Source organism: Geminocystis sp. NIES-3709 (assembly GCF_001548115.1).
In the GTDB taxonomy this organism is placed as follows: Bacteria; Cyanobacteriota; Cyanobacteriia; order Cyanobacteriales; family Cyanobacteriaceae; genus Geminocystis.
The window spans coordinates 2,526,568-2,549,143 of the sequence record NZ_AP014821.1 but is presented as its reverse complement, the minus strand read 5'-3'; the positions used below and the strand labels follow the sequence as shown (position 1 = coordinate 2,549,143).

The following is a 22,576-nucleotide window of genomic DNA, read 5'->3' as shown; positions in this document are numbered from 1 at the left end:
ATTAGCTGAAAATAAGCGACAAGGCTTACACCAATTACAGAAAAGAATGAACAAAGATAAAGATTTATTATTCGTAAACTTACTCATAAATTAGGCATAATCAACCCTGATTTACAGTTAGAAATAAGAGATCAAATTTATCTATCATTGAAGTACAAAAAAAAGATGGTTGAAAACAACCATCTAAAGTATAAGGGTAAAACCCTGAGTAAAAATAAAAAAATTATTAGTCGTCTAAAGCGGCGATACCGGGTAATACTTTACCTTCGAGTAACTCTAAACTTGCACCGCCACCAGTAGAAATGTGACTCATTTTATCTGCCACCCCTACTTTTTCAACGGCAGCAACGGAGTCTCCTCCGCCGATAATGGTAATTGTACCTTTCTCAGTTAATTCTGCTAGAGTATGCGCGATCGCTTCTGTACCTTTAGCAAATTTTTCAAATTCAAATACCCCCATCGGGCCATTCCAAATTACAGTTTGACAGTCAGCTAAAGCATCTTGGAAAGTTTTAATGGAATCAGGGCCAATATCTAATCCCATCCAACCATCGGGAATACTATTAATATCAACGGTTTGAGTGTTGGCATCAGGAGAGAAATTATCCGCTAAAATAACATCGGTAGGTAATAAAAACTCTACACCTCTTTCTTTGGCTTTAGCTTCTAAAGACTTCGCTAATTCTAATTTATCTTCTTCCACTAAAGATTTACCAACGCTTAAACCACGAGCTTTATAGAAGGTGAAAATCATACCACCACCGATAATTAATTTATCACACTTTTCGAGTAAGGTTTCGATAACACCGATTTTACTAGAAACTTTTGAACCGCCAATAATAGCCACTAAAGGACGTTTAGGGGATTCGATCGCACTTTGTAAAAATTCTAATTCTTTTTCGATCAAGAAACCTGCCACAGAGGGGGATAAATAGTGAGTAACTCCTTCTGTCGAAGCATGAGCGCGGTGAGCAGTACCAAAAGCATCATTAACATATAAATCAGCGTTACTAGCCAATTTTTGAGCAAATTCTGCATCGTTAGCTTCTTCTTCATTATAGAAACGGAGGTTTTCTAATAAAGCAACATCACCATTACCTAAAGCATTTACTCCAGTAGTTACCCCATCACCAATACAGTCATCAAATTTTATTACGGGTTTGTCTAATAATTCAGAGAGACGGGTTGCAACGGGTGCTAAACGTAAACTATCTTTAACTTGACCTTTGGGACGACCCATGTGGCTACATAATAAAACTTTAGCACCATTGCTGGTTAAATGATTAATAGTAGGTAAAGCCGCTTTAATACGAGTATCATCGGTGATTTGTCCGTTATCCATGGGTACATTAAAGTCCACACGGACTAACACTCTTTTTCCTTCTAAATCAGACTTTGTTAAACTAGCAATACTTTTTTTTGCCATGACAAAAATTTTCCTATATATATCAAACTTTTTAAAATAAATTGGTAAAAAATTTTACTCTTTCGAGATCTTACCTGAAATATAACGATATGTAAATTATTTTTTTTAATATTTATACTTAACAAACATAAGATTTCTTAATTTTTTTTGTATAAGTAATAGACCTCTTGCAAAATTAAATACGAGATAGGATGAACTTGAATGATCTATAATTTTGGGCGATGGGGGATAACTTAAGTATAAGATTTAATTATGAAACTTAAGAAAATAAAAAAATTAAAGCCTGAAAAGTTTAAAAGAAGATTTGGAGTAAAAAAAGAAAGTTAACCGAAGAAGAAAAAAGAAAAAAGAAAAAATAGAGAACTAAATCGACAAAGAATAGTAATTGAACATGTAAATAGAAAACTTAAAATATTTAGAATACTATCAGAAAAATATAGAAATAAAAGAAAAAGATTTAGGTTAAGATTTAACTTAATTGCGGGAATTTATAATTATGAAATAGTGGAAAAAAAGATAAGTGTTATCTGAAAATAAAACAAAAAAATCCAAGAAATTAATTTGTGTATTTTCTAGCTAGTTGAGATGGACTTTTGCTAGGGTAGAGGTATATAAGTAAAAATTATATTTAACTGTATAAACACAGTTATTTTCTTTGATTAAATTGGAGGAGATTGCTAATATTTTGTTTTATCCTATCATCTTTTTATGTTTATTATAATTTTGCAAGATGTCTAATGTTTTGATGGGAAATTGTTCATTAATGACAATCCTTTTGGAAAATAATTGCTATGATGGTGAATGTTAAAAACAAAATTTGTTAACTTTTTTTTCAAAATCAATTTTAATTCTCAAATATATGGAAGCTGGTGAACCGTCTAGGAAAAAGAAAACCCCTAGACAGATAACAATAGAAATTTTGGGAACGGCAATTGCCCTTACCACTCTTACTTTCCCAATACTATTAATTACAAATTTTTCTCAATCATCTAACCCTAACTCTACAACATCAACTCCTGTGATCATACCCTGACAAATAAAAATCGATCGCAAAATTCTTGATATATTAACAATGCAAGGAATTAAAATGAGGCTAAATCTCTTTCCTTTGCTTTGTCCTATCCATTTATTTTGTTTTCCGTAAGGCAATTTAAAAGAAGAAATAATATATGAGAATTGAGCAAATCAAGGCTTTTTTAGCGGTAAGCGAAACCGGAAGTTTTGGACAAGCGGCAAAATTGTGTGGCGTAACACAATCAACTATTAGCCGTCAGATTCAAGGTTTAGAAGATCATCTAAAAACCCCCTTATTTCATCGTCAAGCCCAAGCTAAATTAACTGTAACGGGAGAGAAAATCCTACCCCATGCTAGACGTATTTGTCAGGAGTGGGAAAAAGTAGAAGAAAAAATCCAAGAGTTGTTAGGTGGTGAACAAACTGAACTTTGTGTTGCCGCTATCCATTCCGTGTGTGCTTATTATTTACCACCAATTTTACAAAATTTTTGTCATAATCACCCTCAAGTACAATTACGAGTGACTGCTTTAGGTAGCGATCGAGCTTTGAAAGTATTGAGAGATGGTTTGGTAGATGTGGCTTTGGTGATGAATAATAAATATCTCACATCTAGTTCAGAAATGATCGTTAAACATTTATACCATGAAGCCATTAAAGTTTTAACATCAAGTACTCACCCTTTAGCTAATCAAAAAAATGTCACCATTAACGATTTAGCACAATATTCTCAAGTTATTTTTAAAGATGGATATGGAATGCAGAGAATTGTTCAAGATATATTCTCCAGTCAGGGATTAGACTTAGAAGTGGCGATGGAATTAAATACTTTAGATGCTTTTAGGGGTGTCATCCGACAAGGTAATTTAATCGCTTTATTACCAGAATTAGCGTTAAATGAGTCTCTCACAGATCCCAGTTTAGCCATTATTCCTATTGATATGGGTTCAAATAATTATCATAATAGTCAATTAACCAGAGAAGTTGTGTTAATTACCACTAAAGATCGTTTACAAATTCCCACAGTACGAGATTTTTTTAATCTTGTTTATGATTTTAGTCTCGATCGTAAAAAAACCCATACTGAAATCTTAAATGAAGTATATAAAAAATAAAAATGAAATTCACTAATAAATTCTCGATGATGAGAGCATATTTGGAAAAGGAAAAGATGGAAAAGAGACAAGAATTAATTTTAAAATTCCTAAAATGGATTTTTCCTATTCTGTTTTATTAGTGTTATTGTTCTGGTGCAACATTTGAATCTAAATTGATTTAGCATTTTTAAATCATTTGTGAGAATTTTAGATATTTTGAATTATTAAATTCTAATAGCTGACGGCTAATCAAGTGTAATCATTATAAAAATATTTGTTAAAATTGCCGTAATTTAGACTTAAAAATCTGAAAGTCATGGATCATTTAACTCTCGATCAATGTTATCAAATACTCAATCTCAGTCCAACATCTACTTTAGAAGATTTAGAAAAAAATTATTATAAACTCATTGGTGACAAACTAAAATCAAATAATAAGGAAGATATAAACAATTTAAAACAAGCCTACACTCAATTAACAGAATTTTATCAAAATCAACAAGAAAATAATATAGAAAAAGAGAGGAAAGAATCTGAAAAATTTATTACCAATAGTATTAATCAACAATTAAAAAATATTGGCTTAAGAGTCAAAGTAAAATCTTTTACAAATTATTTAGAAATTGTTATCAAAAATGTCAAAAATAATAAAAAAATTCTGACAACTAAGTTAATATATGATAGTTTAAATCACATTTTAAAAAATACTGAAATAAACGTTCTTATCTCTAGTGTAGATCAAAAAAATAATTTAATTTGGCAAGAAGAAATTAAAGTTTGTACGGGAATTTATGCTCATAATGCTGGAAAATATAACACAGAAATTCTGTTAAAAGAAGCCGAAATAACAACTAATACTTATAGTTTGCCTATTGCTTTTTTAATTGCTTTTGCGGTTAATTTTATTGATCCTTTAGCATGGTTTATTAGTATGTGGGTTCATGAGTTCGGTCATGCAACAGTAGCATGGTTTTCTGGTTATCGTGCTATGGTTACATTTGCTGGAACAATTATGTCATTTAATCGCTCTTTATTTGTTTATTTTGGAATATTAATTCTCATCGGTTTAACTTTTTATAGTGGGTGGAAAGAGAAGAAAAAAACCGTGATGATTGTCTGTGTTATTCTAGCGATCGTGCAGTTTATTCTAACATGGAAAACATCTTATTCAACCTATCAAATGTTGTTATATTTTGGAGGAATAGGAGGAGAATTTTATTTAAGTACCTTATTAATAATCGCTTTTTATTGGCGTTTACCAGAGAAATTTTATTGGGAATTTTGGCGTTTTTTTGCCTTAGTAATTGGTACGATCGTATTTTGGGGAAATTTTACTAAATGGCATAAAATCAGTGTCGGAAAAGCACAAATTCCTTGGGGTACATTTTGGGGAGGTAGAGGTGATTCTGGAGGAGACTTAAATGTTTTAAATAATGAGGTTGGTTGGAGTACTGAACAAATTATTAATATTTATAACACTTTAGGATTTATTTGTCTTTTAGTCATCATTGGAACTTATCTCTATTATCTTTGGAAAAGTAATCTTGTTTTTCGCTTACAAATTAGCCGTTTTTTGTCATAATCGATCGTATTAATTATAAATTCATTTACCTATAGAAAGTAATGTTTAATTTTGATCCCAATTTTGTCTTTTTATTAATGCTACTCCATTGTTTTATTGGTCTTACAGCAGCAATCATCGCTGACACAAAAGGTCATTCATTTCCTTTATGGTTGATTATCGGTGTAATCGGTGGATCATTTGGACTGATTGCATCGATAAAAGTTCAACCGAAAATGAGTGTTAATAAGTCCTAATTTTTCTTATCTTTATTTTCTTTTTTAGGTGGTTCTTTCTCTTTAACAGAAGGCATTTCTGGATCTGTCAAATCTATATAAATAATTCTTTCTTTAGGGATTTTACCACCGATGTTTTTTAGTTTTTCTAAAATCATTAATTGTTGACTAAATTTTGAGGTATATGGGCCTAAATAAACCTTTCCTAATTCAGTCGTTAAAATAATATTGGTGGGATTTTGCCAATCAATCTCATTTATTTTCACCGCAGATTGATTTAGTAAACTATAAAAATCAGCCCAATAAGCCAAGTAAGTTTGAGGTATTCCTAATATTTTTAATGAAGGTTTTAACTCCGGTTGTTTTGCCAAATTTTGATAAAGTTCATTCGATACAAATACTCCATCCGCATCAATATATCCTACCTGTTTTAATTCCGCTTTTTTTGTTTTTGGAGATATTTCCATGGCAAAAGCGATCGCCACTGGTTTTTTTTCTGTTACCTTAATGGTAAGGTTTGGAGGCAATAACTCTCGTATAACCACAACATTAGCAAGAGGTACTTTTTTTTGTAACCCTTGTGTTAGATCGATGACAGAAAGTTTTAACAAAGATTGAGGATATTTAAGAGGAATTAAACCACGAATTTCGTTATCGGTGAGTAAATTATTTCCCTGTATTTTAATTTGTTGAGAGTCTTTAATTACCCAATTGGGGAGAGTCAAAAACCAAAAAATTCCCCCCGTAAAAGACATAATCAATAGAGAACGAATTACCGATACTGAATCTCGCCATCGTCTCTTATTTTTTAACTCATCACGACGATTTTTTAATTTAGTAGTGGAAATAGAAGTTTTTGCAGTCATCGGTTAATAATGAAAACTTTTAATTCTTGATTCTTAATTACTCATTCCCAATTAATTATTTAGGCGGACTCTTTTAGGGAAGAAGGATGTAGTAGTAATTCTGCGGTACTGCGTTTGTCCACCATTTCTTTAGTTATGATACAATGTTGAACATCTTGACGAGAAGGCAACTCATACATCACATCTAACATAATTTCTTCTACTATACCTCTTAAAGCCCTTGCACCAGTTTTACGTCTGTATGCTTCTTGAGCGATCGCCCGAATAGCATCGGTTTCAAACTCTAAAACAACATCATCCATGCCTAAAAGTTTCTGATATTGTTTAACTAAGGCATTTTTAGGTTGAGTGAGAATTTCTACTAATGTTTCTTCATTTAAAGAATCTAACACCGCTACTACGGGTAAACGTCCTGCAAATTCAGGAATTAAGCCAAAACGGACTAAATCATCAGGTTGTAGTTGACGGGCCGCATTAGAAGCTCTTTGTTCTTTTGAGGGGGTATCAGAAGGAATTTCAAAACCGAGAATTTTTTTGTCTTGATGTTGTTCCACAATTTTATCTAATCCGACAAATGCACCGCCACAAATAAATAGAATATTACTGGTGTCGATCGTGATGCAATCTTGATAAGGATGTTTTCTTCCGCCTTGAGGGGGTACATTTGCCACCGTACCTTCTAACATTTTGAGTAATGCCTGTTGTACACCTTCCCCAGAAACATCTCTTGTGATAGATGGGTTTTCGCTTTTACGAGCAATTTTGTCAATTTCGTCAATGTAAATAATACCTCGTTGAGCTTCTTCTTGGTCTAAATTAGCCACTTGTAGTAATCGCAGAAGGATATTTTCCACATCTTCCCCTACATAACCTGCTTCCGTTAAAGTGGTAGCATCGGCAATCGCAAAAGGAACATCAAGAATTTGAGCTAAAGTTTGGGCTAATAATGTTTTACCAGAACCAGTAGGGCCGATAAGGAGAATATTTGACTTTTGAATTTCTACTCCGTTATCAGAATTATTTTCTCGATCGTGTTCAGAAACCGTGAGACGTTTATAGTGATTATAGACAGCTACCGAAAGAACTTTTTTTGCTTCATCTTGTCCGATGACATATTCGTCAAGTTGCTTTTTAATCTCGATCGGTTTAGGTAATTTGTGGAAAGAAAGAGGTTTTCGGGTGTTTGAACCTCCCTTCCCAGAAGGACGATTATTAGCTTTAGGTTTGTTGGAAGAATGACGATTGACAGGCATCAATTCTTCTTCTAAAATTTCATTGCAAAGTTCCACACACTCGTCGCAAATATAAACCCCGGGGCCGGCAATTAATTTGCGTACTTGTTCTTGAGATTTCCCGCAAAATGAACATTTAAGATGTGAGTCGTATTTAGACATATTATTATGATTATAATTAGATAATTAGGAGAAAAATTCACTGACATCGATAGATTTGCGACTAAGAGGAAGACTAACACCATCTCGGATAATTACTTGGTCAATTAGTCCATATTCTTGAGCCTCTGTGGAAGACATATAAAAATCTCTTTCGGTATCCTCACTGATTCGATCGATCGGTTGTCCAGTATGATCCGCTAAGAGTTGATTTAATTTTTGTTTAATGTAAAGAATTTCTTTTGCTTGAATTTCAATGTCACTAGCTTGACCTTGCGCACCGCCTAAAGGCTGATGTATCATGATGCGAGAATTAGGAAGTCCCATGCGTTTTCCTTTTGTTCCTCCTGACAGTAAAAATGCCCCCATACTAGCGGCAATACCATAACAAATAGTAGAAACATCAGGTTGAATGTGTTGCATTGTGTCATAAATTGCCAATCCTGCATAAACTGATCCCCCTGGAGAGTTGATATATATATAAATATCTTTATCGGGATCATCTGCTTCTAAATATAATAGTTGAGCCACGATCGAATCTGCTAATTTATCATCAATAGCTGTGCCTAAAAAAATAATCCTTTCTCTTAAAAGACGAGAATAAATATCAAAAACTTTTTCTCCCATACCTGAAGATTCCACTACCATTGGTACTGCATTATTTACAATATTTTCTAGTCGAATGGAATCTAAGTTAGATTGATAAATATTATTAATTTTTATGGAAGACGATTGCGATTCTAGCATAGCTTTTTAGCAGTTATAATAAACCCGATTTTAGTAAATCCTTAGTAAAAGTATAGCATAGGAGTTCGATCTAAAAATTATTACACTGGTTGAGCAAGTCAGGAAATAATCAATAATATTGACCGTTTAATATCCATGAGGATAAAAAAGAATACTATTTACTGGAATTAATGATAACTTAGAAATAGTATATAACGATCTTAAATAGTTTGTGAGAAAATAAGATAGTACTTTGAAATTCTGAAAACTGCATTAATTTATCAATTTTACATTCTCAATTTTGACTTAACTAAAATCTCATAAGTTCTGTGGCATTGTTATATATAATTTTTTTCTTGCCAAAATTGCTGTTGATAAACTAGAAACGATCATTAGTTGATGAAATTTTGAAATCTTCTGAAAATATGTCAAATTGTGTTTATGAAATCTTGTTAGTAGAGGATAATACGATTAATGGAGAACTAATTAAACGTTTACTATCCAATTCTCATCACTGTGTGTTGGCGGAAGGATTATCTTTCAAATTATCCCTAGTGAGTAATTTAACAGAAGCAATTAATCTTCTTAATCAAAAAGAATTTGATGCGATTTTGCTCGATTTAATGTTACCTGATGGTAAGGGTATCGAGTCATTATTGAAAATTAAAGAAAATGCCCCTGATACTCCCGTTATTGTACAAACGGCTACCCATGATCAAGAAGAAAATATCATCGTTAGGGCGTTTCAAATGGGTGCTAATGGTTATCTGCGCAAAAAAGATTTAGATACTAACTTATTGGTATATGCCATTCGTCTTGCGATCGAGCGACAACAGTATATTGAAAAATTATCTCAACTAAAACAACAACAGCAACAACAAGAGGAATTTGCAAGTTTAGAAAATCTGGCTAACTCTATTCAACCGAGTATTACAGCGAGAATGTTCGCTTCTGAGGCTCTTAAAGAGGGTATTCCAGATGTTTTCATGGAACTAACGGTAAAATATGGTCAATTATTAGATTTAGCCTTAGAAGAAAGAGCTTTTAAAGTTAATCATGATATTTCTGAACAATTAAGAGAATTAGCTGGTAAACTGGGTTTTTTTAAAGCCAGTCCTAGAGATGTGGTAGATATTCATACAAAAGCACTCAAAGAAAAAACTTATAATGTTAATTCAACAAAAATTCAAGCCTATGTAGATGAAGGTAGGTTAAGATTATTAGAATTAATGGGTTATTTAACTTCCTACTATCGCAAATATTATATTGGTTTGAGTAATCTTAATATTATCTCCACCCCTGATTTGGATCAGATTTAATTCATGAGCAACTATTTATTACGGTTATATGTTACTGGTAATTCTCTTAATTCTCAAAGAGCGATCGCTAATCTGTTAAAATTGTGCAAAGAGGAGTTGAGTAATCAATATAAAGTAGAAATTATTGATGTATTAGAAGAACCACAAAGAGCAGAAACAGAAAAAATATTAGTTACTCCTACCCTTATTAAACAATTACCTCCTCCATTACAGAGAATTATTGGGGATTTGTCTAATCGTGAAAAAGTAATTTGTGGATTAGATTTAATTTCTAAGCATCCTGAAAATTAATAGCTCTCTTACTTCTCGTCGTGATAAATTATTCCTTGAAAAAGGTGTTAGGTTTTAGGTCTAGTAGGTGTTAGGTTAAATTAAAACTGTTAATATAACAATTGCATTTTTATAATTCTATAATCATTATATATACAATTAATTTTACACAGTCATTTAACACCTTTTCTGAAACCTTTTTTAAAAAATAATGTTAAACAATTTATACTAAGTTGATATGAATTATGAGGGAATATGAAGAAGATATTAAAATTAGTCGAGAATTTCTAAATATTTGTCATGCACAATTAACTATACTTATTAATACTTTTTTTGTTCAAGAAACAGCTATTTATTTAACTAATAATAATTTAGATAAAACAAATTTAGTTCCCATTTTTATTTATCCGAATACCTCCTATAACAATTATATTAAATCTTTATTTTATTTACCCGAAAATTTTACAGATAGGAAAGAAAATGATTATAATCAAGTATTAGAAGATTCTTTGTTATCTCAAGAAATAACACGTTATATTCCTGATACTTCTTCTCCTCATCAATTAATTTTACCTCTTATTTATGAGGATATGGTATTAGGTTTATTTGCTATAAAAAGAAATACTCATCCTTGGCAGGAATCAGAAATTTTACAAATAAAAAATATCGCTCAAACAATAACTTTAGCTCGTTTTATTGAACAAAAGGAACAAATAAAAGAAGTAAAATTAAATCAAATACAACAATTACGATCGATAGAAAATGATCATATTGATGATTTTTTACATCAACTGCGTAACCCTTTAACCGCTATTCGTACCTTTGCAAAATTATTACTCAAACGTTTATTACCGGACGAAAATAATTATCAAATTACACAAAATATTATTAGAGAAAGCGATCGATTAAAAGATTTAATTGCCGATTTTAATCAACAATGGGAAGTCAGAAATAACGATGAAATTATTATCTTGAATGAAAATCAAACCAGTTTCTTTTTGCCAGAAAAAATTGAAAAATTAGAATCTTTAGAGATAACAAATATTATAAATCCTTTAATTAATAGTATTAAATTTATAGCAGAAGAAAAAAATATTAAAGTTTTTAATCAAATCAATGAACCTTTACCCCTAATTTTAAGTAATGAAAAAGCCTTAGTCGAAATTCTTAATAATTTATTAGAAAATGCTGTAAAATATACTCCTAATAATGGTAAAATTATGATAGAAATTAGCCAAGAAAAACAAGAATTAATTATTAAAATTAGTGACACAGGTTATGGTATTCCTCTCGAAGATCAACCCCATATTTTTGAGAGACATTATCGAGGTATTCAAAGTCAGGGTGATATTTTAGGTACTGGTTTAGGGTTATCGATCGTCAAAGAATTATGCAATAAAATAGGTATTAAAATTAGTTTGATTAGTCCTTATAATTGGGTAAAAAATCAAGAAAATCAAGGTTCACAATTTTCTCTTTTTATTCCTATTTATACATTCTAGGAATGAATAATTTTTGATCTTATTAATCTTAAAACAAATGTTAGATTCATCAGAAAAATATCCTAAAATGATTTATATAATTAATAATTTACCTAAGTTCGAGAAAAAAATCTTTGATGTGGGCAAGTTTTAGGCTTTACACTTTAGGTTTTAGGTTCATTTTGCCAAATGTTATTTAACTAAATTAATCTATATAAAATCAATTGTTAATAGTTTTTCATCAATTATTTACCGAATACCTAACAACTAATACCTAGTACATTAATCTTATCCATAAATTTTGTATCAAACTGAGGTAATAATTTAGACTCTTTTAAAACCTAATATTTATAAAGGTTGAATATGATTTGATCCTTACTTTTACCATATTTTTGTATCTTTAATCACAGTAAATCTAATGAAGGCATAAGCAGTTGTACAATAGTAAAGATTAAAAAGCAGGTTAGATTAAGAATTTTTTATGAAAATAGCTATCTTATCTCAAGATAATAGCCTTTATTCCACAAGAAGAATCAAAGAAGCGGGAGAAAAACGAGGGCATGAAATGAAGGTGGTTAATTATCTTAGATGCTATATGAATATTACTTCTCATAAGCCAACGGTGGTTTATGGGGGGAAACCTTTGGAAAATTTTGATGCGGTAATACCTCGCATTGGTGCGTCAAAAACCTTTTACGGTTTAGCGGTGGTAAGACAATTTGAAGTGATGGGGGTATTTAGTGCAAATGAATCTCAGGCAATTTCTCGATCGAGAGATAAATTACGTTGTGTACAAATTTTAGCACGAGAGGGCATAGGATTACCTGTAACTGGTTTTGCCCATGATACGGAAGATATTGACGGTTTAATTGAAACTGTAGGGGGTGCGCCCTTAGTGATAAAACTATTAGAAGGTACTCAAGGCATTGGGGTTGTCTTGGCAGAAACTTATCAGGCGGCAAAGTCTGTAATTCAAGCCTTTCGAGGATTAAATGCGAATATTTTAGTACAAGAGTTCATTAAAGAGGCCGGAGGTGCAGATATTCGTTGTTTTGTGGTAGGGAATAAAGTTGTAGCGGCCATGAAAAGACAGGGGCCGGAGGGAGATTTTCGATCGAACTTACATAGAGGTGGCAAAGCTGAAAAAATTAAACTTACCCCAGAGGAAAGAAGTACGGCTATTCGTTCAGCAAAAGCTATGGGTTTAAGAATAGCAGGTGTTGACCTATTACGATCGAACCATGGCCCTGTAGTTATGGAGGTGAATTCTTCTCCCGGATTAGAAGGCATTGAAAAAGCCAGTCAAATTGATGTCGCTGATAAAATTATTGATTTTATCGAAAAAAATGTCGAGTTAGGAAATAATGTTCGTGATCGTATTCAATTCTAGTTTTAAATAGATTTATTTACAAATTATTATGATCATTTTCGATCGCAATTAACTCTTTAATTCGGTTAACTTGTTCTTCAATAAAACAATAACCATAAGCCAAACCTTGATGAGTACCACCTCGGAATTTATCCGCCATCAATTCACATTTAGCTTGAGCATAATCTATCCATGTTAACTGAGATTTTTTTAATAAATTTTGTCCTTCTAAATCTAAGGATAAATTTATTTTATTAATTACTTCTTTAAGTCGATTATTTAATATTTCGATCGCTTCACTTTCCTTCATTTTCATCTCCGAATTACTCTCTTCTGTTTGAATAAAACTGTCCCAATCACGATTTTCTGGAGTTATAACTTGCGATCGAACAGAGGATAAAGAAATAATTGATATAAAAAATGACAAAAAAGTTAATCTAAAGATCCTATTCATAGATTGATGAATTAAAAAATAAAATATAAACATTATAGCTAGTATTTTATATTATTAATAAAAAAGAATTTTTAATACTACTATTTTTAGTTGATAAACATCTTGATACCAACTATAAAATACTTAAATAAAAAAGAATTTTAAACTATTGTAAGTACTGAAAATGAAAGATTAGTAATTAGTCCTGATTAAAAAATGATAAGTAACAAATGATAAATGACACGAAATCCCCACTTTTTAAAATGTAAAGGGATGTAACGAAAAACTACGGATTACCGTAAAGATTAAAGGGTTAGTAGGTAAAAGAGCCTATTTTCATGATAAAAACTATAAAGAGCCAATTTTTTTGCTCTGTCATAATACTTAATATATTTCTTTAATTTCAAAAACTAGGAGTTTACAACTTAATGTTTACAAACGTAAAATCCGCCATCCGACATATAGCACCAGAAGATCTACAAGGACGTGCTTTAATGAAAGTGGTTTATGTGGTGTTAGAATCACAATATCAAAGTGCCATTTCTGGAGCAATCAAATCCATTAATAATCATAATCCAAACCTTGCGATCGAGGTAAGTGGTTATTTAATAGAAGAGTTACGAAGTCCAGAAAACTACGAAGAATTTAAAAAAGACGTATCCCAAGCAAATATTTTCATTGCTTCTCTTATCTTTATCGAAGACTTAGCCCAAAAAGTTGTCGATGCCGTTACTCCTCATCGTGACAATCTCGATGCTGCCGTGGTTTTCCCCTCCATGCCTGAAGTCATGCGACTCAATAAAATGGGTACTTTCAGCATGGCGCAATTAGGGCAAAGCAAAAGCGTCATCGGCGAGTTTATGAAAAAACGTAAACAGAAGTCAGGTGCTGGTTTTGAAGATGCGATGCTCAAGTTATTACGCACCCTTCCCACCGTCTTAAAATATCTCCCCGTAGAAAAAGCCCAAGACGCGCGCAACTTCATGTTAAGTTTTCAGTATTGGTTGGGTGGTTCATCCGATAACCTCGAAAACTTCTTCTTGATGTTAGCTGATAAATACGTCTTCACGGGAGAAAAATCCTTACTCGGTAATAGGGATTATAACGAGCCTGTCGTCTATCCTGATATGGGGATTTGGCATCCTTTAGCACCGAAAATGTTTGAAGATGTCAAGGAATATCTTAACTGGTACAATACTCGTGATGACATCAATGATGATTTAAAAGATCCTCTTGCACCTACTGTAGGCTTAGTCTTACAAAGAACTCATCTTGTCACTGGTGATGATGCCCATTATGTGGCAATGTTACAGGAATTTGAATATCGTGGGGCAAGAGTTATACCGGTTTTTGCTGGTGGCTTGGATTTCTCTAAACCCGTTGACGAATATTTCTTAGATAAAGCAGTGCAAGGTGTTGAGCCTTTACCCATCGTGGATGCTGTCGTCTCTTTAACAGGATTTGCTCTTGTAGGAGGTCCTGCACGACAAGATCACCCAAAAGCAGTAGAATCCTTAAAACGTTTGAATCGCCCTTATATGGTGGCTTTACCTCTCGTCTTTCAAACTACCGAAGAATGGGAAGAAAGTGATCTCGGTTTGCATCCTATTCAAGTTGCCCTACAAATCGCTATCCCTGAGTTAGACGGTGCGATCGAGCCTATAATTTTATCAGGGCGTGATGGTAATACTGGACGCTCTATCACCTTACAAGACAGAGTTGAGGCGATCGCAGGACGGGCTTTAAAATGGACAAATTTACGGAAAAAACCCAAAATTGACAAAAAATTAGCAATTACCGTCTTTAGCTTCCCACCCGATAAAGGTAACGTTGGTACAGCAGCTTATTTAGACGTTTTCGGCTCAATCCATGAAGTACTAAAAGCCATGAAAAACAACGGCTATGACGTGCAAGACGTGCCTGAAACCGCTAAAGAATTGATGGAGATGGTGATTCACGATGCCCAAGCCCAATATTCTAGCCCTGAATTAAACGTAGCCTATCGCATGAGTGTGGAAGAATACGAGCGTTTAACCCCCTACTCCAAAAAATTAGAAGAAAACTGGGGCGCACCTCCGGGGCATCTCAACAGTGATGGACAAAACCTGTTAATCTACGGTAAAGAATTCGGTAACGTCTTCATTGGTGTACAACCTACTTTCGGTTACGAAGGCGATCCCATGAGACTACTATTCTCTCGATCGGCTTCTCCTCATCACGGTTTTGCTGCATACTATACCTACCTTGAAAAAGTTTGGGGTGTCGATGCTGTGTTGCATTTTGGAACACACGGATCATTAGAATTTATGCCAGGTAAACAAATGGGAATGTCTGGTGACTGTTACCCTGATAGTTTAATCGGTAATATTCCCAACATCTATTACTACGCCGCTAACAACCCTAGTGAGGCAACCATTGCGAAACGTCGTAGTTATGCCGCTACAATTTCTTACCTTACTCCCCCCGCCGAAAACGCAGGATTATATAAAGGTTTAGAGGAATTAAGCGAGTTAATCGGTTCTTATCAAAGTTTAAAAGATAGTGGACGGGCGATCCAAATTGTTAACACCATCGTTGATAAAGCTCGAATTTGTAACCTAGATAAAGACATACCTGAAATTGCTACTCCCCAAGGGCAGGAAGCACAGATGATCGACTCTAGCACCATGACTCAGGATGAAAGAGATCATATTGTTGGCTCAGTCTATCGTAAATTGATGGAAATTGAATCTCGTTTACTTCCTTGTGGATTGCACGTTGTTGGTAAACCTCCTACTGCTGAAGAGGCGATCGCAACCCTTGTCAATATCGCTAGTTTAGACAGAGAAGATGAGGGTATTTTAGCCTTAACTACCATTATCGCTAATAGTATTGATCGTAAAATTGAAGATATTTACCGCAATGCTGATAAAGGTGTTTTAGCGGATGTGGAGTTATTACAAAACATCACCGAAGCCACCAGAGCGGCAGTAAGAGCCTTAGTAGAGGAGCAAATCAACGCCGAAGGACGAGTTTCTTTCGTTTCTAAGCTCAACTTCTTTAATATGGGCAAAAAAGAGCCTTGGGTAGCTAAATTACATGAATTAGGTTACACCAAAGTTGACGAAAAAGCTCTTAAACCCCTTTTTGAATACCTCGAATTTTGCTTAGAGCAAGTTTGTGCTGATAATGAATTAGGTGCGTTGTTAAAAGCCCTTGAAGGTGAATATGTACTACCAGGCCCTGGAGGCGATCCCATTCGTAACCCTAATGTATTGCCTACGGGTAAAAATATTCATGCCCTCGATCCTCAAAAAATCCCCACTTTGGCGGCAGTACAATCGGCTAAAATCGTTGTGGACAGACTCTTAGAGCGTCAAAAGATCGACAACGGCGGAAAATATCCAGAGACGATCGCTTGTGTATTATGGGGAACAGATAACATCAAAACCTATGGCGAATCCTTAGCTCAAATTATGTGGATGATTGGAGTTAAACCCGTGCCTGATGCTTTAGGGCGCGTCAACAAACTTGAATTAATCCCCTTAGAAGAATTAGACAGACCTCGTATTGATGTAGTTGTTAACTGTTCAGGTGTGTTTCGCGATCTATTCATCAATCAAATGAATTTACTTGATCAAGCGGTGAAAAAAGCTGCCGAAGCCGATGAACCTTTAGAGATGAATTTTGTTCGTAAACACGCTTTAGCACAAGCTGAAGAAATGGGCATTAATCTACGTCAAGCAGCAACCCGTGTATTTTCCAACGCATCGGGATCATATTCCTCTAACGTTAACCTAGCGGTAGAAAACAGCAGTTGGGAAGAAGAGCAAGAATTGCGAGATATGTACTTAAATCGTAAATCTTTTGCCTTTAACTCCGATAATCCGGGGGTAATGGATGAAAGTCGAGGCATTTTTGAGAAATCCTTAAAAACTGCGGATGCAACCTTCCAAAACCTTGATTCTTCTGAAATTAGCTTAACGGATGTCTCCCACTATTTCGACTCTGATCCTACCAAAGTTGTGGCAAGTTTGAGAGATGACGGTAAAAAACCTGCCGCATATATCGCAGACACTACCACCGCTAACGCTCAAGTGCGTACCTTATCAGAAACCGTGCGTTTAGATGCGCGTACCAAGTTATTAAATCCCAAATGGTACGAAGGGATGTTATCTCACGGTTACGAAGGAGTAAGGGAATTGTCCAAACGTCTTGTTAATACTATGGGCTGGAGTGCCACCGCCGACGCAGTGGATAACTGGGTTTATGAAGACACCAACACCACCTTTATCCGAGATGAAGAAATGTGTAAACGGTTAATGGATTTAAACCCCAACTCTTTCCGCCGAATGGTAAGCACCCTCTTAGAAGTTAACGGGCGTGGTTACTGGGAAACCTCAGAGGAGAATATCGATCGATTACAACAACTGTATCAAGAAGCAGAAGATCGTATCGAAGGCATTGAGTAATAATTAACTCTTTCATCAAATCATTATTAGGTGGGCTAAATGCTCACCTTTATCACTTATTTTGCAACAACTCTAAATAAAGCGAATCATAAATTTTGAGAGAGTTCTATTCATGCTTGTTTGTTATAATAGTTTATTAAAGCTATCTATAAGCGATTATTTTGAAAAAAAGATTATTAAAAGTTTTAAAAGATAAATTCAAGTAATTCGTGCAACAAAGCCATATCACATTATTTACTGATAAACTCTTTTTTGACAACTATGGTTGATATTATTCGAGGGAAATCAAATAAGCCCAATTCTTCCGAAAAGTTGGCTAACTATTTCGAGAATATAAGTGATATTGAGGGAAGGTTATATATTGCTTATCCGATTATTGGAACTTCTCAAGGAGGATTTCCTATTGATGCGTTGTTGGTATCTAAACAACATGGAATTATTATTTTTCATATAGTTGAGGGAGTGAATCATAATATTGACATTGAAGCAATTCAGGATGACTGTTATACAAAAATGGAGTCAAAACTGAAGTTACATAAAGACTTAAATGAAAGAAGAAATTTAGTGGTCGCAATTTCTGTTGTTACCTATGCTCCTGCATGGCAAAAAAAGCCAGACAATATTTCAGAAGATTATCCTATTCTTATCAATGAGAATGATTTACAAACTTTTATAGACGACGAAACAAAAAAATGGACTAAAAATAATTATTTTAATGTTTTAAATTCAGTAATAGAAGATATAACAACTATTCGCAAAAGTCGTTCTCGAAATTATGTCAAAAAAGAAAATTCAAGGGGTACAAAGTTAAAACATTTAGAAGATTCGATCGCAAATTTAGATCGAGATCAAAGTCGTGCAGTAATTGAAACAGTAGAAGGTGTACAAAGAATTAGAGGCTTGGCAGGTTCAGGAAAAACCATTGTCTTAGCGTTAAAAGTTGCTTATCTTCATGCAACAAATCCTGATTTAGATATAGCAGTTACCTTTTATACTCGCTCATTAAAAGATCAATTTAAAGATTTAATAAATCGTTTTACTTTTGAAAAAACTAACAGAGAACCAAATTGGGAAAAAGTTAAAGTTATTCATTCATGGGGAAGTCCCAAAGAAAATGGAATATATTATCAATTTTGTCAAAAACACAATGTCGAATATTTAGATTTTAATTCGGCAAAATCAATTACCTACAGTCATGAAAATGAGTTTGAAGTAGTGTGTCAAAAAGCATTAAACCAAGTTAATGATTTTCAAGAATACTATGACGTAATTTTAATAGATGAAGCTCAAGACCTTTCAGAATATTTTATTAAACTTTGTTATGGTATTCTCAAAAAACCTAAACGTCTTGTGTATGCTTATGATGAACTACAAAACTTAAATGAGATGTCTATGAAATCACCCGAATTTTTATTTGGTACTGATATTCATGGTAATCCGCAAGTTAGGCTGGAAAATGTTAAAGGGAAGCCCCAACAAGATATTATTTTAGATACCTGTTATCGTAATTCTCGACCCATATTAACTTCGGCTCATGCTTTAGGTTTTGGAATTTATAGAGAAAAAGGTTTGATTTCGATGTTTGATCAGAAAGAATTATGGTTTGAGATAGGTTATGAAAATATATCAAATGAAGGTTTGCAAGAAGGACAAAATGCACATTTGGCAAGAAAAGAAAAAACTAGCCCTACTTTTTTAGAGTCTCATTCTCTCATTGAAGATTTAATTCAGTTTAAAACATTTAATAATAATCAAGAGCAAATTGAATGGCTTGTAAGCCAAATAAAAACTAATTTAGAAGAAGATGAACTTAAATGTAGTGATATTATGGTCATTCATCCAGAAGCAACCACGTTAAGAAATAAGGTAGGAAAAGCAAGAGATTTACTTTTTCAGCAACGAATCAACTCTAATATTGCTGGTGTTACAAGTTCAAGAGATACTTTTTTTCAGGATGACGCAATAATTTTTACAAGTATTTTCAGGGCTAAAGGAAATGAAGCCGCTATGATTTATTTAATTAATGCTCAAGAATGTTTTGCTGGAAATCAACTCGTCAAAAAAAGAAATATACTTTTTACTGCAATGACAAGAAGTAAAGCATGGTTAAGAGTAATTGGATATGGTTCAGATATGAAATATTTAGAGGAAGAATTTGACAGGATAAAAGAAAATAATTTTACGTTAAATTTTAAATACCCAACTGCATCACAACGAGAACAATTAAAATTAGTAAATAGGGATATTTCTTCTCCCAAGCAAAAAACTGTAATCAAAGTAGAAAGAGATTTAAAAAGTATTCTTGAATCGGTAGAAAAAGGTGAAATAAATAAGGATGATTTATCACCAGAATTAATCGAAAAATTTAAAAATGTTTTTTAACAAATGATTACTTGTAACAATATTTTTAAAGAAGTTCAGAATATAACTTCTAAATTAATTGAAGTAGGACTATGTGATGATCAAAATTATCCGTCTCAACAAAAAGCTAGCAATAATCAAATCATTATCGGTTATTCTAATATGCTTGATTTATCCATTGCTCTAAAGAATATTTCTTATCAGTATATATATGAAGAACTAAACAAACATAGAAACTTTAATTTTAAATTGTTAGATGGTGCTTTAATACAAATTTTGTATACTTTTCAAAATAATCAATTAATTTCTCATAGATTAGCATTTTTCCCCTCACCTTTTTTAGAGTCTTTTCATAATGAACCAGAGATTTATGAAGATGACGAGATTTATGCAGATATAATTGCTAAGGATATTTTACCTACACCAATTAGATTTGATTATGATCCCAAAAATTTTAGTGAAATATATCATCCGAAATGTCATTTAACTTTAGGTCAATTTAAAAACTGTCGTATTCCAGTTTCTTCCCCTCTTACTCCTAATGTTTTTATGAAATTTATCTTACAAAATTTTTACAATACAGCATTTATAAAATATCAACAAACATTGAATTTTGAAACGAATTTATTTCCATCAACTATTACTAAAACAGAAGAACAATTAATTCATATTTCAATAAAACTTTAACATAAAATCGAATTTTAATTGGAAACCTCAGATGAGAATATCGATCGATTACACAAATTGTACCAAGAAGGGATCGATCGAACTTAAATATTTGATAAAATCAAAACGATATTAACTAATGTAAATAAAATAACATGAGACAAGTTTTATTATATCGAGATGAAGATGGTTATTGGATTGCAGAATGTCCTAGTTTAAAAGGTTGTGTTTCTCAAGGGAAAACCAAAGAAATAGCCTTAATCAACATAAAAGAAGCTATTAAAGGTTATATCAAAGCCTTAGAAGAGGATAATATCCCCATTCCTGCTGAAAATTTTGATGCCTTATTAGTAGCGGTATGACAAAAATTCCCAATATTTCGGGAAAAGTGTGTATTAAAGCATTAGCAAAAATTGGTTATTATCAAAAACGTCAAGAAGGAAGTCACATTATTTTAAGAAAAGATAGCCCTTTTTCACAAATAGTTGTACCTAATCATAAAAATATTGCCAACGGCACATTAAGAACAATTATAAAAAATGCGGGTTTAACTATAGATGAATTCATTAATTTATTATAAATTTTAACTCTAACTATTATATCGAGGAGAGTCGATCGAAGTATATTTTATGAGAAATCTCCCACAAAAAACATAAGATTCTAAGATTACAATAATTCTATCAAGAAGAGTTCGATCGCATCGAAAGCATTGAGTAATCATTAATTGTCTCATAACGGTACTTTCAAAAATTTTTTTTGGAAAATAGCTTTAAATATAGTCAGAGTAAGGGATTTAGGTCAACAGCATTAAAATAGCTAAAACTCTTGCTATACAAGGAAAAGTTATTGATTGATGTAAAGTCTTTGATTAATAAAGATTTGAGACTCATAGCTTGATATTTTTAGTTTAAGTACCGTTAATGTTGTGTCTAGGGAAATAATTTAGGTGATTTCTAATAATAAATATACCTGCTAAATCCCCCTAGCCCCCAAAACACAAAGAGGAAATTATAAAGAAGATGGGTAAATTCTTTCTTGGAAATGGCCTTAATTATTAATTTTTGTTATTATTGCTTTGGTTAAACCTTCAAGAGTATATTCTTGCGCTTCTATATCTACTCGTTTTAATAGTTTTTGACAGGTTAAAGAAGTTTGTGGTCCAATGGATACGATCGAAATATCTTTTAATAAAGAATCAAGTGTTAGATTGGGATACTCAGCAATTGCTTGATTAACCAAAGAATAAAAGTTTTGAACGGTTTTAGAACTAGCAAAAGTGATCATGCTAATAACTTCATTTCTTAAAGCATCCCATGAGGTTTCATCTATAGAATCAGGACATCCTGATTGATAAGCCGGAATTTCGGTGACTTTTGCACCTTTTTGAGTTAATTCTTGAACTAAAGTTTCTCTACCACCACTTTCAACTCTGGGAAATAAAATTTCTTGTTGAGGCAACGATTCAGGAAAATGGGCAACTAAAGAATCGGCAATAAAATCTGGAGGAATAAAATCCGCGCAAACTCCGTATTTTTCTAAATATTGAGCAGTTTTTTTACCTACCACTGCAATTTTTAAGTTTTTTAAATTGTTTTTATTTTTGCCTAAATGATGTAATCTTTGAAAAAAATATTCAACTCCGTTGGCCGAGGTTAAAATTAGCCAATTATATTGTGATAAAGACTCGATCGCATTATCTAAGAATTGCCAAGTGGAAGGAGGTTTAATTACTAAGGCTGGAAATTCTAATACTGTTGCCCCTTTTGTTTCTAGGAGTTGTCTAAATTCATTATTAGCTGAAACTGCACGAGTTACTAAAATAGTTTCTCCTGCAAGAGGATAAGATTCTTTATAGTTAATCATTATTAAGTACTTAGGCTTAGTGAAAGTTTAGTTTATTTGATGTTTT

General features: G+C 32.8%; 17 protein-coding genes and 1 pseudogene. 12 read left to right on the top strand and 6 right to left on the bottom strand.

Annotation, left to right across the window (positions count from 1 at the left end):
* Window positions 1–226 precede the first annotated feature (226 nt).
* A complete protein-coding gene (locus tag GM3709_RS10660) occupies window positions 227–1,426 on the bottom strand; it encodes a phosphoglycerate kinase (protein ID WP_066119047.1) in 1,200 nt (399 codons plus the stop codon).
* A 336-nt stretch (window positions 1,427–1,762) separates the two neighbouring features.
* On the opposite strand from GM3709_RS10660, the pseudogene GM3709_RS20170 reads away from it, so the two are divergent.
* From GM3709_RS20170 to GM3709_RS10650, 3 genes and pseudogenes are all read left to right on the top strand, one after another.
* Window positions 1,763–1,957, top strand: a pseudogene (locus GM3709_RS20170) (transposase); the annotation flags it as partial.
* A gap of 638 nt (window positions 1,958–2,595) precedes the next feature.
* The gene (locus tag GM3709_RS10655) at window positions 2,596–3,555 is read left to right on the top strand and encodes a LysR family transcriptional regulator (protein ID WP_066119045.1); all 960 of its coding nucleotides are present in this window, start codon (window positions 2,596–2,598) and stop codon (window positions 3,553–3,555) included.
* Window positions 3,556–3,853: 298 nt separating this feature from the next.
* Entirely contained in the window at window positions 3,854–5,119 is a 1,266-nt protein-coding gene (locus GM3709_RS10650; protein ID WP_066119042.1) for a molecular chaperone DnaJ, read from the top strand.
* 232 nt (window positions 5,120–5,351) lie between these two features.
* On the opposite strand, the gene GM3709_RS10640 is transcribed toward GM3709_RS10650, so the two are convergent.
* From GM3709_RS10640 to clpP, 3 genes are read right to left on the bottom strand one after another with little or no spacing between them, the layout of a single operon-like run.
* On the bottom strand, window positions 5,352–6,200 hold the full coding sequence (locus tag GM3709_RS10640) for a cell division protein FtsQ/DivIB (RefSeq protein ID WP_066119036.1): 849 nt from the start codon (window positions 6,198–6,200) through the stop codon (window positions 5,352–5,354).
* Between the two features lie 59 nt (window positions 6,201–6,259).
* Window positions 6,260–7,594, bottom strand: coding sequence for an ATP-dependent protease ATP-binding subunit ClpX (gene clpX / locus GM3709_RS10635; RefSeq protein WP_066119033.1), 1,335 nt, complete (start codon window positions 7,592–7,594; stop codon window positions 6,260–6,262).
* A gap of 24 nt (window positions 7,595–7,618) precedes the next feature.
* Complete coding sequence (clpP, locus tag GM3709_RS10630; RefSeq protein ID WP_066119031.1) at window positions 7,619–8,338, bottom strand: ATP-dependent Clp endopeptidase proteolytic subunit ClpP; 720 nt, start codon at window positions 8,336–8,338, stop codon at window positions 7,619–7,621.
* A 404-nt stretch (window positions 8,339–8,742) separates the two neighbouring features.
* On the opposite strand from clpP, the gene GM3709_RS10625 reads away from it, so the two are divergent.
* The 4 genes from GM3709_RS10625 to rimK all read left to right on the top strand — a co-directional run bounded on the left by GM3709_RS10625 (window position 8,743) and on the right by rimK (window position 12,777).
* Window positions 8,743–9,636 carry a response regulator transcription factor gene (locus GM3709_RS10625; RefSeq protein ID WP_066119029.1) on the top strand — a complete coding sequence of 298 codons (894 nt, stop codon included), beginning with the start codon at window positions 8,743–8,745 and terminating at the stop codon, window positions 9,634–9,636.
* 3 nt (window positions 9,637–9,639) lie between these two features.
* Window positions 9,640–9,927 (top strand): circadian clock KaiB family protein, encoded by a 288-nt coding sequence (locus GM3709_RS10620; RefSeq protein ID WP_066119027.1) that lies wholly within the window; start codon window positions 9,640–9,642, stop codon window positions 9,925–9,927.
* A gap of 224 nt (window positions 9,928–10,151) precedes the next feature.
* A complete protein-coding gene (locus GM3709_RS10615) occupies window positions 10,152–11,408 on the top strand; it encodes a sensor histidine kinase KdpD (RefSeq protein WP_066119026.1) in 1,257 nt (418 codons plus the stop codon).
* A 460-nt stretch (window positions 11,409–11,868) separates the two neighbouring features.
* Entirely contained in the window at window positions 11,869–12,777 is a 909-nt protein-coding gene (gene rimK, locus GM3709_RS10610; RefSeq protein ID WP_066119024.1) for a 30S ribosomal protein S6--L-glutamate ligase, read from the top strand.
* 16 nt (window positions 12,778–12,793) lie between these two features.
* On the opposite strand, the gene GM3709_RS10605 is transcribed toward rimK, so the two are convergent.
* Entirely contained in the window at window positions 12,794–13,183 is a 390-nt protein-coding gene (locus tag GM3709_RS10605) for a lysozyme inhibitor LprI family protein (protein ID WP_158506716.1), read from the bottom strand.
* A 434-nt stretch (window positions 13,184–13,617) separates the two neighbouring features.
* On the opposite strand from GM3709_RS10605, the gene GM3709_RS10600 reads away from it, so the two are divergent.
* The 5 genes from GM3709_RS10600 to GM3709_RS10580 all read left to right on the top strand — a co-directional run bounded on the left by GM3709_RS10600 (window position 13,618) and on the right by GM3709_RS10580 (window position 21,247).
* Entirely contained in the window at window positions 13,618–17,640 is a 4,023-nt protein-coding gene (locus tag GM3709_RS10600; protein WP_066119020.1) for a magnesium chelatase subunit H, read from the top strand.
* A 261-nt stretch (window positions 17,641–17,901) separates the two neighbouring features.
* Entirely contained in the window at window positions 17,902–20,022 is a 2,121-nt protein-coding gene (locus GM3709_RS10595; RefSeq protein ID WP_066119018.1) for a DEAD/DEAH box helicase, read from the top strand.
* Between the two features lie 3 nt (window positions 20,023–20,025).
* Window positions 20,026–20,688 carry a DUF2290 domain-containing protein gene (locus GM3709_RS10590; protein ID WP_066119016.1) on the top strand — a complete coding sequence of 221 codons (663 nt, stop codon included), beginning with the start codon at window positions 20,026–20,028 and terminating at the stop codon, window positions 20,686–20,688.
* Between the two features lie 134 nt (window positions 20,689–20,822).
* Window positions 20,823–21,029 carry a type II toxin-antitoxin system HicB family antitoxin gene (locus tag GM3709_RS10585; RefSeq protein WP_066119014.1) on the top strand — a complete coding sequence of 69 codons (207 nt, stop codon included), beginning with the start codon at window positions 20,823–20,825 and terminating at the stop codon, window positions 21,027–21,029.
* A complete protein-coding gene (locus tag GM3709_RS10580; RefSeq protein ID WP_066119012.1) occupies window positions 21,026–21,247 on the top strand; it encodes a type II toxin-antitoxin system HicA family toxin in 222 nt (73 codons plus the stop codon). The genes GM3709_RS10585 and GM3709_RS10580 overlap by 4 nt, the downstream gene beginning before the upstream one ends.
* A 467-nt stretch (window positions 21,248–21,714) precedes the next feature.
* On the opposite strand, the gene GM3709_RS10575 is transcribed toward GM3709_RS10580, so the two are convergent.
* Window positions 21,715–22,530 carry a uroporphyrinogen-III synthase gene (locus tag GM3709_RS10575; protein WP_066119009.1) on the bottom strand — a complete coding sequence of 272 codons (816 nt, stop codon included), beginning with the start codon at window positions 22,528–22,530 and terminating at the stop codon, window positions 21,715–21,717.
* Between the last annotated feature and the right edge of the window lie 46 nt (window positions 22,531–22,576).

What these genes read in the sequence shown, in the direction of transcription:
- rimK (WP_066119024.1), top strand. Translation starts at nt 11,869, where the DNA reads ATGAAAATAGCTATCTTATCTCAAGATAATAGCCTTTATTCCACAAGA.
- GM3709_RS10655 (WP_066119045.1), top strand. Translation starts at nt 2,596, where the DNA reads ATGAGAATTGAGCAAATCAAGGCTTTTTTAGCGGTAAGCGAAACCGGA.
- GM3709_RS10590 (WP_066119016.1), top strand. Translation starts at nt 20,026, where the DNA reads ATGATTACTTGTAACAATATTTTTAAAGAAGTTCAGAATATAACTTCT.
- GM3709_RS10625 (WP_066119029.1), top strand. Translation starts at nt 8,743, where the DNA reads ATGTCAAATTGTGTTTATGAAATCTTGTTAGTAGAGGATAATACGATT.
- GM3709_RS10585 (WP_066119014.1), top strand. Translation starts at nt 20,823, where the DNA reads ATGAGACAAGTTTTATTATATCGAGATGAAGATGGTTATTGGATTGCA.
- GM3709_RS10580 (WP_066119012.1), top strand. Translation starts at nt 21,026, where the DNA reads ATGACAAAAATTCCCAATATTTCGGGAAAAGTGTGTATTAAAGCATTA.
- GM3709_RS10620 (WP_066119027.1), top strand. Translation starts at nt 9,640, where the DNA reads ATGAGCAACTATTTATTACGGTTATATGTTACTGGTAATTCTCTTAAT.
- GM3709_RS10660 (WP_066119047.1), bottom strand. Translation starts at nt 1,426, where the DNA reads ATGGCAAAAAAAAGTATTGCTAGTTTAACAAAGTCTGATTTAGAAGGA.
- clpP (WP_066119031.1), bottom strand. Translation starts at nt 8,338, where the DNA reads ATGCTAGAATCGCAATCGTCTTCCATAAAAATTAATAATATTTATCAA.
- GM3709_RS10595 (WP_066119018.1), top strand. Translation starts at nt 17,902, where the DNA reads ATGGTTGATATTATTCGAGGGAAATCAAATAAGCCCAATTCTTCCGAA.
- GM3709_RS10575 (WP_066119009.1), bottom strand. Translation starts at nt 22,530, where the DNA reads ATGATTAACTATAAAGAATCTTATCCTCTTGCAGGAGAAACTATTTTA.
- GM3709_RS10640 (WP_066119036.1), bottom strand. Translation starts at nt 6,200, where the DNA reads ATGACTGCAAAAACTTCTATTTCCACTACTAAATTAAAAAATCGTCGT.
- clpX (WP_066119033.1), bottom strand. Translation starts at nt 7,594, where the DNA reads ATGTCTAAATACGACTCACATCTTAAATGTTCATTTTGCGGGAAATCT.
- GM3709_RS10615 (WP_066119026.1), top strand. Translation starts at nt 10,152, where the DNA reads ATGAGGGAATATGAAGAAGATATTAAAATTAGTCGAGAATTTCTAAAT.
- GM3709_RS10600 (WP_066119020.1), top strand. Translation starts at nt 13,618, where the DNA reads ATGTTTACAAACGTAAAATCCGCCATCCGACATATAGCACCAGAAGAT.
- GM3709_RS10650 (WP_066119042.1), top strand. Translation starts at nt 3,854, where the DNA reads ATGGATCATTTAACTCTCGATCAATGTTATCAAATACTCAATCTCAGT.